Source organism: Streptomyces mesophilus (assembly GCF_011044995.1).
GTDB lineage: Bacteria > Actinomycetota > Actinomycetes > Streptomycetales > Streptomycetaceae > Streptomyces > Streptomyces mesophilus.
Genome location: NZ_JAAKZW010000393.1, coordinates 1 through 3,842, shown reverse-complemented (window position 1 = coordinate 3,842; position 3,842 = coordinate 1). Strand labels below are relative to the sequence as shown.

The 3,842-nt window shown below is 71.5% G+C and carries 4 protein-coding genes; all 4 read right to left on the bottom strand.

Annotated elements, in window-relative coordinates; translation table 11 throughout:
* Positions 1-84: 84 nt before the first annotated feature.
* The 4 genes from G6045_RS39750 to G6045_RS39735 all read right to left on the bottom strand — a co-directional run bounded on the left by G6045_RS39750 (position 85) and on the right by G6045_RS39735 (position 3,726).
* A complete protein-coding gene (locus tag G6045_RS39750; protein WP_165337117.1) occupies positions 85-702 on the bottom strand; it encodes a response regulator transcription factor in 618 nt (205 codons plus the stop codon).
* On the bottom strand, positions 699-1,946 hold the full coding sequence (locus tag G6045_RS39745; RefSeq protein WP_235968601.1) for a sensor histidine kinase: 1,248 nt from the start codon (positions 1,944-1,946) through the stop codon (positions 699-701). The genes G6045_RS39750 and G6045_RS39745 overlap by 4 nt, the downstream gene beginning before the upstream one ends.
* A 101-nt stretch (positions 1,947-2,047) precedes the next feature.
* Positions 2,048-2,797: an ABC transporter permease gene (locus G6045_RS39740; RefSeq protein WP_165337115.1), complete on the bottom strand. Its 750-nt coding sequence runs from the start codon at positions 2,795-2,797 to the stop codon at positions 2,048-2,050.
* On the bottom strand, positions 2,794-3,726 hold the full coding sequence (locus G6045_RS39735) for an ABC transporter ATP-binding protein (protein WP_165337114.1): 933 nt from the start codon (positions 3,724-3,726) through the stop codon (positions 2,794-2,796). The genes G6045_RS39740 and G6045_RS39735 overlap by 4 nt, the downstream gene beginning before the upstream one ends.
* Positions 3,727-3,842 lie beyond the last annotated feature (116 nt).

Sequence of the window (3,842 nt, the reverse complement as noted above, 5' to 3'; positions counted from 1 at the left end):
CCCGGACCCCCGGCATCCGAACTTCGTTCGGATCTGCTCAAACGCCGCAGGGGCTGAAATGCCTCAGGCGCCGGAAGGGCTGAGTTACAGCCAGCCCTTGTCGCGCGCGATGCGTACCGCCTCCGCGCGGTTGCGGGCCGCGAGTTTCTGGATCGCCGTCGACAGGTAGTTGCGGACCGTGCCCTGGGACAGGTGGAGGCGGGCCGCCAGTTCGGCGTTCGTGGCGCCGTCGGCCGCCTCGCGCAGGACGTCGCGCTCCCGGTCCGTGAGCGGGTCCGCGCCCTCCGAGAGGGCCGCCGCGGCCAGGGCCGGGTCGATGACCTTCTCGCCGGCGAGCACCTTGCGTACCGCTTCGGCGAGCTGGGAGGCCGGGGCGTCCTTGACCAGGAAGGCCGAGGCGCCGGACTCCATCGCGCGGCGGAGGTAGCCGGGGCGGCCGAAGGTGGTGAGGATGACGACCTTCAACGCCGGGAATTCCACGGCCAGTTCGGCCGCCGCCTCAAGGCCCGTCGCGCCCGGCATCTCGATGTCGAGGAGGGCCACGTCGGGGGCGTGGGCGCGCACCGCACCGAGCACCTCGTCACCGCGGGCGACCTGGGCGACCACCTCGATGTCGGGTTCGAGCCCGAGCAGCGCGGCGAGCGCTTCGCGGACCATCGACTGGTCTTCGGCGAGGAGGACCTTGATCGTGGAGGTGGTCATGCGTCGGATCCTAGAGGTGCGCCGGAACCTGGCGGTACGCCGGATCCGGGAGGTACGTCGGATCCCGGAGGCGCGTCGGATCCGGGAGGCACGTCAGCCTCTGTCCGTACGGGACCGGTGGCATCGGGTCCCAGCGGTACGCGGGCGACCAGGCGGAAGCCCTTGTGGCCCGGGCCCGCCTCCAGGGTGCCGCCGACCGCCGAGAGGCGTTCCGCCAGGCCCGTCAGACCGTTGCCCCGACCGCCCGTCGCAGCCCCCGGCCGACCCGCACCGAACCCTTCGTCTTCGTCCGCGGCACCGCCCGGCCCGTCGTCCTCCACGACGAGTTCGAAGACCGGGCCGTCCAGGGTCTGGCGGCCGACCAGGTCCACCGTGCAGCGCCGGGCCCCCGAGTGGCGTACGACATTCGTGACGGCCTCGCGCAGCGCCCAGGCGAGGGCCTCCTCCGCGGCCTCGGGAAGCGCCGGGGCCTCGGCCGGGACGGTCGCCGCGATCCCTGCCGCCGCCAACACCGTCCGCGCGCCCGCCAGTTCACCGGAGAGCGTCGCACGCCGATAACCCGTCACCGCTTCCCGTACGTCCACCAGGGCCTGGCGGCTGACGCGTTCGATGTCCGCGATCTGGCCGGCCGCCTGCTCGGGATGGGCGGGCAGCATGCGCCCCGCCAGTTCGCTCTTGAGCGTGATCAGCGACAGGGAGTGCCCGAGCAGATCGTGCAGATCGCGGGCGAGCCGCAGCCGTTCCTCGTTCGCGGCCAGTTCCGCGACCGTCGCGCGGGCCTCGCGGAGCTGGATCGTGGTCCGTACGAGCTGGCGGATCCCGCACATCGCGAAGCCGATCATCAGCGTCAACAGACCGAGCGAGGCGATCACTTCGCCGACCGGCTCCGTGCGCATCCCGATCACGATCATGGTCGCGGTGACCACGGGGATCGCCCAGCGCGCGTGCCGGAAGGGCAGCACCGCGCCCATCGCCACGGACACGTAGATGAACAGGCCCAGCCAGCTGTCCCCGAGGCTGTACGCGAGCGCCGAGCCGAGCCCGTAGAGGAAGAGCAGCGAGAGGCCCGGGACCAGCCAGTCGCCGATGCGGGAGGTGAATCGGAAGACCAGGGAGAGGTACGCGGCGACGAAGACCGCGAGGCCCAGCCAGCCCAGCACCGTGGCGGCCGTGGCGTGGTGGCCGTCGGCCAGGTCCTTGACCGGCGATGCCAGGAAGATCAGCCAGATGCCGATCCACAGCATCTTGGCCAGGGCCGTCCTGCGGTTCGCCGGCGGGCGGCCGATGGGGATCTCGATGTCGTCGGATTCGTCGGAGGGGAGCACCCCACCACGGCCTTCGTCGTTCACGCCTTCTGCGCGTCCTTCCGGTACAGCCATGCCGCCCCGCCTACGAAGAGCGCGAAGTACACGGCGAGGGTGGCGAGATCACGGGCACCCGGTGCGCTGCCCAGTTCGATGGCCTGGCCGAGGGCCGCGTACGCGTGGGTGGGGAGCCACTCGGCGATGTCCTGGAGCCACTGCGGGAAGGTAGTCATCGGCATCCACAGGCCGCCGAGCATCGAGAGACCGAAGTAGACGATCATCGTCAGCGGGCGCACCGCGTCGCCGGTGGCGAGATAGCCGAGCGCCACACCGAGCGCGGCGAAGACCAGGCTGCCCGCCCAGATGGTGCCGGTGAGCGCGAGCCACTGCCAGGCGGCGAGGTGCACGCCCTTGGCGAGGGCCGCGACCACGAAGACGACGACGATCGACGGCAGGCTGACCACGGCCGCGCTCGCCGTCTTGGCGAGCACATAGCCGCGGCCGGGCAGCGCGGTCAGGCGCAACTGCCGTACCCAGCCGCTCTCGCGCTCTTTGGCGATGCGTTCGCTGTTGCCCATGAGGACGGCGGTCAGGGCGCCGAAGGAGGCCATGGACACCATCATGTACGTGGGCAGGCTCAGGCCGCCGATCATCTCGGTGCTGTCGGCGTTGCCCGCGATGAGCAGGAAGAGCGCCGCGGGGTAGATCACGGAGAAGAACAGGAACTTGCGGTTGCGCAGGGCGCGGCTCAGTTCGAGCCGGATCAGCGCGCGTGACGTGAAGGTGTTCATGCTGCCTTGGCCTCCTCGGCCTGGGTGAGGGCGACGAAGGCCTGTTCAAGGCCGAGGCCGGCGACCTCGAGATTGCGCGGGTAGAGGCCGAGTGCGTACAGGGCGTGCACCGTGGCGTCGGCGTCGCGGGAACTGAGCCGGACCGTACGGCCGGAGATTTCAAGGGAGTTGACGGCGGGGAGCGCGGTGAGCCGGGCCTCGTCCACGGCGCCGTCGAGGTCGAAGGACACCTTGCGCGCTCCGGCCTTCGCCTTGATCTCGGCGGCGGTGCCGTCCGCGAGGAGACGGCCGCGGTGCAGGACGAGGACGCGGTCGGCGATCGCGTCGGCCTCTTCGAGGTAGTGCGTGGCGAACAGGACCGTACGTCCCTCGTCGGCCTGCTCGCGCATGGTCGCCCAGAAGGCCTGCCGGCTGGTGACGTCCATGCCGGTGGTGGGCTCGTCGAGCACGATGAGCTCACTGTCGCCGGCGGTGGCGAGCGCGAACCGTACGCGCTGCTCCTGGCCGCCGGAGAGCTTGTCGACCTTGCGGCCGGCGATCCGGGTGAGCCCGGCCTGTGCGAGCACCCGGTCCACGGGATGCGGGCGCGGGTGCAGCGCACAGGCGAGCTCCACCAGCTCCCGCACGGTGACCTCCTCCATCAGCCCGCCGCTCTGCAGCATCGCGCCGACCCGGCCGGCCACGATCGCCTCACGGGGCGTCGTGCCGAAGACCTCGACGCTGCCGCTGTCGGGGGTCCTGAGCCCGAGCAGCAGATCGAGGGTGGTGGACTTCCCGGCGCCGTTGGGGCCGAGCAGGGCGACGGTCTCGCCGGGGTGCAGTGCGAGGGAGAGGCCGTCGACGGCGCGGACGGTGCCGTAGCTCTTGGCCACGTTGTCGAAGAGCACCGCCTGCCGGCGCGCGGCGGCGGTGGTCGCTGAGGTCGTCATGTGATCCACGATCCCTCTGTGAGGGGTGCGCACGGCAGTGTCGGCGGTCGTGGGTCCGGCATGACAGGTGTCATACGAGGGTGGCGCGGGCGGCGGGCGGGGGCGGCGTACAGGGG